We start from the raw sequence: 6135 nt of genomic DNA, 5'->3' as shown, positions 1-6135 counted from the left end.
TAGATGCGAAGTCTTTAGCTACACCGCCGTAAACTTTAGCAAGAGTAGTACAGATAGCTGCAGTTAGAGTTGTTTTACCGTGGTCAACGTGGCCGATAGTACCAACGTTAACGTGCGGTTTCGTACGTTCAAATTTTTCTTTAGACATGAGTGGTCCCTCTAGGTACGGATTTAGGTGGCCCAAATTGACCACGCAACCAAAAAAAGATAATTGGTAAATCTAATATCAAAAGGAAATAAACTTGAGAGCTGGTGCTGATAGGCAGACTCGAACTGCCGACCTCATCCTTACCAAGGATGCGCTCTACCACCTGAGCTATATCAGCACTCAAATTAGAGTGGAGCGGGCAGCGGGAATCGAACCCGCATCATCAGCTTGGAAGGCTGAGGTAATAGCCATTATACGATGCCCGCAACACGTAACTCTGAGAGCTATTTCCTAAAGAATATGGTGGAGGGGGACGGATTCGAACCATCGAAGGCAGTGCCGGCAGATTTACAGTCTGCTCCCTTTGGCCACTCGGGAACCCCTCCAAATTTTCAAGCCATTCAGACTACTAAAGGAAAGAATGGTGCCGACTACCGGAATCGAACTGGTGACCTACTGATTACAAGTCAGTTGCTCTACCTACTGAGCTAAGTCGGCATAAGTGGTGCGCATTCTATTGAATGATTTTCGAGGTTGCAATAGTAATTTTAAAAAAAATCATAAAATTCGATTTTTTAGATTCGTTTGCTGCAAATTCGTACAAACTTGGCTTTTTTAAAGTAAACTTCGACCTTTGTCGTTTGCTTTGAAGTTCGCTTGATGTATGTTCTTGCTTCTACTAAACCAAGGATAAAAGAGACCCATGAGTCCATTTTTGTCATTTGACCGTGCAAACTGGGCCGAGTTAAGAAACTCTGTACCGATGACACTTTCTGAAGACGACTTGACTGCGCTTCAGGGCATTAATGAAAACCTAACCATGGAGGAAGCGGTAGAAATCTACCTTCCTTTGTCTCGTCTTTTGAATCTGTACGTCCAAGCCCGTCAAAGCCGCAACTCTGTATTACAACAATTCTTGAATACGGAAGAACATGCCCCTCCTTTTGTGATTGGTATCGCCGGCAGTGTCGCTGTAGGCAAAAGTACGACAGCTCGTATTCTGACCGCATTGCTTTCTCGTTGGGAGAATCATCCCAAAGTGTCCTTGGTCACTACAGATGGCTTTCTATATCCGAAAAAGGTACTAGAAGAACGCGGTATCATGCATCGTAAAGGGTTTCCTGAGTCCTATGATATCAAACGTTTAGTTGAGTTTATGTCTGACGTTAAAGCGGGTAAGCCGGATCTTGAAGTACCTATTTACTCCCACATCACGTATGACATTACGGACGAACTAAGAAAAGTTGATAGACCGGATGTTCTTATCATTGAAGGTTTAAACGTTCTACAAAGTGGAATGGATTATCCGCATGATCCACATCGCGTCTTTGTCTCTGATTTTTTGGATTTTTCGATCTATGTCGATGCTGAAACAGAGACAATTGAACAGTGGTATGTGGAACGATTTTTAAAGTTTCGCCAAGGGGCTTTTACTAAACCCGGTTCTTATTTTAGTCACTACACGCAACTGTCAGTCGATGAAGCAAAGCAAAAAGCGAAACAAATTTGGCATGATATTAATGGGCTCAACTTGGAGCTAAATATTCTTCCCACCCGAGAAAGAGCCCATTTGATTCTACACAAAGGCGTCAACCACTTGGTTGATAAGGTGTCTTTACGAAAGTAATTGAACGTCAATCGCTTTTACGCAACGAGATTTCCCCACCAATGTAAGTCTCTAGCCCTTGCGAGGTTTCGAGTAATATCCCGCCTTGATGATCGATGCCGCGTACGACGCCGTGCACCTCTCTAGGTCCGATGAGCAGCTTGACTTGACGATTGAGAAAGTTATCTAATCGATTCCAACGTTCGACAAAGCTGGTAAGCCCTTTCAGTTCATACTCGATAAGTGCGGAATTCCAATGCTTGATAAGCGTCGTCGCTAGGACATTTCTATCGATCACGAGACTCTCGTTTACCTGATTCAATGTTGTCCATGGTTGATCAATCTCAGGTTGCTCATCAGGCATTCCAATATTGAGCCCCATCCCAATCACAAGATGAGCAGCACCACCGGCCTGCCCTGACATCTCCACTAAGATTCCTGCCAGTTTTTTATCTTGATAATACAGGTCATTTGGCCACTTGAGTTTAACGCCTTGTATGCCCATTTCTTCTAGTGCTTCCACTGCGGCAATACCAATAACAAGGCTTAAGCCCATTGCCGCGGCCATTCCCGCATCTAATCGCCAGTACATGGATAGGTATAAGTTAGAGCCAAATGGAGAGATCCATTGTCTACCGCGGCGACCACGTCCTTGTGCTTGATACTCAGCTATACAAACACGGCCCTTTTCTGACTCTGCAACTCTATCAAGCAAATATTGGTTGGTTGAGTTAATCACAGGAACAAGCTCAACAAGTGACTCCGCACTAGCAGTAAGGAGAGCTTCATCTAGCAACTGCAATGGTGATGCCAACTGGTAACCGCGCCCTTGCACTCGATAAATATCAATGCCCCACTCACTAAGACCTTTAATATGCTTAGCTATTGCCGCTCTGGATACATTCAGGGCTTCGCCCAGCGCCTCTCCAGAATGAAACTCGCCGTTACTTAATGACTTTAAGATATGAAGTTTCGTAGAGTGATCTTTTCTCATCTTAACGCCTCGATCTGAGCCAGGTTGGTTTCCCCGGTACGGTTCAGAAATCGAACTTCATGCTCAAGTTCTATTTGGTATTTATCCCACACTGCCTGCTTCACTAGGGAAGCAAGTGCGACAACATCATCGGCACTGCAGTTGTCCATGTTGGTCAAAACCAAGGCTTGCATAGGGTTGACCTGTGCACCATGCACAGACTTCCCCTTTAATCCGCACTGATCAATCAGCCAACCAGCCGCGACTTTCATTCCGCCAGGAGTTGGATAGGCCACGATATTAGTATGTTGCTTCATGAGCCGATCATAATGATCTTGAGTGATCACTGGGTTTTTAAAGAAACTTCCTGCGTTACCTACCTTGACTGGATCCGGCAGTTTCTCCGTTCGCACTTGGCAAACTCGCTCGAAGATTGTTGCTGGGCTAAGTTGTTCTTCCGGAATATCTTTTAAAGGACCATATTGATTAATCGGTTGCCATTGCTTAGCCAACTTAAGCCCTAGTGCAGTAATAAAGCACTTTTCATGCAAAGCGTGTTTAAAAATGGAGTCTCGGTAGCCAAAGTTACAGTCTCTGGCGCTCATTCTTCTATTTTCAAATGTAGTTAGATCAAGAACATCCACGTAGTCACAAATGTCTTTTAGCTCTAGTCCATAGGCTCCAATGTTTTGAATAGGAGCCGAGCCTGCACAGCCAGGGATCAGGGCTAGGTTTTCTAACCCACCAATTCCCTGACTCACACACCAGGAAACCAAATCAGGCCAGTCTTCACCACCTGCAATATGCAATAGGTATTGGTCATCCGTTTCCGTCACATTTTTACCCATGAGTCGATTAACGATCACTAACCCGTCAAAATGCTCAGTGAAAAGAACATTACTTCCTTTACCTAAAAAAAGTTTCGGTAAATGGGTGAATCTCGGGTCTTGAAATAGTTGGATAACCTCCTCAAGCGACTCGATGGTCGCTAAATAGGAACACGACTGTTCAATCCCAAAAGTATGGTAAGCCTTAAGGCTTGCATTTGTTTTAATTTGCATAGTAGGTTTGCAACGTCAGATAAGATTCTCTTAAACTGTCGACATTCTACATTAGTTATCTTTTAACCGCAGTGACAATACCTGACTCATTAATCATAGAAGTGTTAAATCCTATCAAGCTCCCTCTCATTAAGAGGTTGTACAAAGCGCATTACCCTTCGGGTCGAGCCAAAAAGGATGAACTGATCATTACAGCGAGCCATAAAGGTGAAATCGTTGCGTTACTACGCTTAAAAACCGTAGATAGATCTCGATTGCTGACGGGAATGCTGGTCATTCCAACACTTAGGGGAACTGGCATTGGAAAAGAACTACTAACTCATTGTAAAAACAATGTTTTCACTGATGGCGATTATTGCTTCGCGTTTACACATCTCGAATCCTATTATTCCAAGCATGGATTCAAAACCATTGATTGCTCTGAGCTACCACACCCGCTAAAAATGGCATTTCAACGCTATGTAGATAGCGGTAAAGATCTCATTCCAATGCAATTCATCTCTTCAACGACATCAAAACGCGCGCTTTTGTAGCCAGGTAAATCATATCTTTGATAAAATGGCAGGTTCGCAATATTGCACTAAACTAAGGTACTCATACCGATATGATAGTAAGTAGGAATCCATTCGAACAGTTGCCAAGTCTCGCTGTCAATCCGGAAGACTTTGATGTTCTGTATTCAGCAGAATCATTCAGGACTCGTCTTTTGGATGCAATCAGCAAAGCAACGTCGCGAATTTACCTAGTCGCTCTATATCTGGAAGATGATGAAGCTGGACGTGAAATTCTCACTGCGCTTTATGAAGCGAAACAGCGCAATCCTGGGTTGGACATCAATATCTGTGTCGACTGGCATCGAGCGCAGCGTGGCCTGATTGGTGCGGAAACATCTGAGGGTAATTCTGCGCTTTACAAAGCGTATGCCAATAAGTACCAACACCCGATCCCTGTCTATGGTATACCTGTGCGTGGCAGAGAGGTTTTTGGGGTACTGCATTTAAAAGGCTTCATTGTCGATGATACTGTCATCTACAGTGGGGCAAGCTTAAATAACGTTTATCTGCACTATCACGAACGGTATCGCTTTGATCGTTACCATGTGATTCGACATGAGTCTTTAGCTAATTCAATGGTGCAATTCATTCAGGAAGAGATGATTGCTCACCCAGCTGTCAATGATCTTGCTGGAAAAGATAAGCCAGAAACCAAAGAAATTAAGTCGGCGATTCGTCAACTGAGAGCTTCACTTGCTCAAGCTAATTATCAGTTTGAAGACCAACCTGCAACAGAGGAAAGTGTAAAAATCACCCCGCTAGTTGGTCTAGGCAAACGCCGCAATCTGCTCAATCAACAGATTGTAAAGTTACTAGCGGCCGCCCAAAACGAAATCTTTATCTGTACGCCTTACTTTAACTTCCCTAAAGCGCTGCATCGTGAAGTGAAGCGAGCCATGAAACGCGGTGTGAAAGTAACTATTGTTGTGGGCGACAAGACAGCAAACGATTTTTATATTGCCCCTGAGGAAGACTTTAAAACCATTGGTGGACTTCCATATCTGTATGAAGTAAACCTACGCCGCTTTGCGAAAGCAAATGAAGCGAATATCGCTGCGCGTAAACTGTCAATTCACCTCTGGAAGCATGACAATAATAGCTTCCATCTCAAAGGCATTTGGGTTGATAAACGCTATATGCTACTGACGGGGAATAACTTAAATCCTCGGGCTTGGTCACTTGACCTAGAAAATGGACTTCTCATCCAAGACAATTATGCGAAACTCACTGATAAGTTCGAAGATGAAGTTTCGCGTATCCTTGAGCATACCCACCTTATCTGTACTTATAAACAGTTAGAAAAAGTGGAAGATTATCCGATAGGGGTGCAGCGGTTAGTAAGAAAAATAACCCGCCTAAAAGCAGATGGGGTTTTAAAACGCATCCTGTAAGCATAATTAACTTCAAAGCTCAGCATTTTCCTGCTGGGCTTTTTTATTATTCTTAGATCCAACAGCTTAATACTCTATTAGACCTCTATATTAGTAGACTTCAGTAAATAAGCTTGCGAGACGCAACTTAACCCCAAACGCAACAACCTAGAATCTAGAAAGGCAATACATGCGTAAGTGGCTAGGTGCTTAATAACTCAGTCTTCCGATCTTACTCTTTCTTACACTACGCTAGTGAATAAGCTTTCTAACACGTAATAAAGGGGAGCTTTGGTAAGTAAGCACAAGGGCTCAAAACTAGCGCTCGATACTGGGACCCGGTTCAGCAGAAACCACACAGAACTGCGCAACACCTCACTCATGACAGGGCTTAGAAAGCATAGCGAAGAGGGAAGCCTGCCT

General features: G+C 43.7%; 6 protein-coding genes and 4 tRNA genes. 3 read left to right on the top strand and 7 right to left on the bottom strand.

Annotation, left to right across the window (positions count from 1 at the left end):
* From R2S67_RS22410 to R2S67_RS22390, 5 genes are all read right to left on the bottom strand, one after another.
* The coding region (locus tag R2S67_RS22410) for a GTP-binding protein (protein ID WP_238382785.1) at positions 1 to 148 on the bottom strand (148 nt) is incomplete at its 3' end.
* Positions 149 to 250: 102 nt separating this feature from the next.
* A tRNA-Thr gene (locus R2S67_RS22405) sits at positions 251 to 326 on the bottom strand.
* 13 nt (positions 327 to 339) lie between these two features.
* Positions 340 to 414 (bottom strand) — tRNA-Gly (locus R2S67_RS22400).
* A gap of 35 nt (positions 415 to 449) precedes the next feature.
* Positions 450 to 534: transfer RNA gene (locus tag R2S67_RS22395), tRNA-Tyr, on the bottom strand.
* 36 nt (positions 535 to 570) lie between these two features.
* Positions 571 to 646, bottom strand: a tRNA-Thr gene (locus R2S67_RS22390).
* 205 nt (positions 647 to 851) lie between these two features.
* Here R2S67_RS22390 and coaA point away from each other — a divergent pair.
* Positions 852 to 1775 carry a type I pantothenate kinase gene (gene coaA, locus R2S67_RS22385; protein ID WP_005398335.1) on the top strand — a complete coding sequence of 308 codons (924 nt, stop codon included), beginning with the start codon at positions 852 to 854 and terminating at the stop codon, positions 1773 to 1775.
* Positions 1776 to 1782: 7 nt separating this feature from the next.
* Here the strand turns inward: coaA and birA are convergent, their stop codons facing one another.
* Both birA and murB read right to left on the bottom strand, forming a co-directional pair.
* Positions 1783 to 2748 carry a bifunctional biotin--[acetyl-CoA-carboxylase] ligase/biotin operon repressor BirA gene (birA, locus tag R2S67_RS22380; RefSeq protein ID WP_053809528.1) on the bottom strand — a complete coding sequence of 322 codons (966 nt, stop codon included), beginning with the start codon at positions 2746 to 2748 and terminating at the stop codon, positions 1783 to 1785.
* Positions 2745 to 3788, bottom strand: coding sequence for a UDP-N-acetylmuramate dehydrogenase (gene murB / locus R2S67_RS22375; protein WP_006742763.1), 1044 nt, complete (start codon positions 3786 to 3788; stop codon positions 2745 to 2747). Before murB ends, birA begins: the two co-directional genes overlap by 4 nt.
* Positions 3789 to 3889: 101 nt before the next feature.
* Here murB and R2S67_RS22370 point away from each other — a divergent pair, with 101 nt between their 5' ends.
* Both R2S67_RS22370 and pssA read left to right on the top strand, forming a co-directional pair.
* The gene (locus tag R2S67_RS22370) at positions 3890 to 4321 is read left to right on the top strand and encodes a GNAT family N-acetyltransferase (RefSeq protein WP_031780708.1); all 432 of its coding nucleotides are present in this window, start codon (positions 3890 to 3892) and stop codon (positions 4319 to 4321) included.
* Positions 4322 to 4392: 71 nt separating this feature from the next.
* Positions 4393 to 5733 carry a CDP-diacylglycerol--serine O-phosphatidyltransferase gene (pssA, locus tag R2S67_RS22365; protein ID WP_031780707.1) on the top strand — a complete coding sequence of 447 codons (1341 nt, stop codon included), beginning with the start codon at positions 4393 to 4395 and terminating at the stop codon, positions 5731 to 5733.
* Positions 5734 to 6135: the final 402 nt, after the last annotated feature.

Source organism: Vibrio sp. T13N (assembly GCF_032970445.1).
Lineage (GTDB): Bacteria > Pseudomonadota > Gammaproteobacteria > Enterobacterales > Vibrionaceae > Vibrio > Vibrio diabolicus.
Note: the sequence above shows the minus strand (reverse complement) of the source record. Positions and strands in the feature narration are given on the sequence as shown.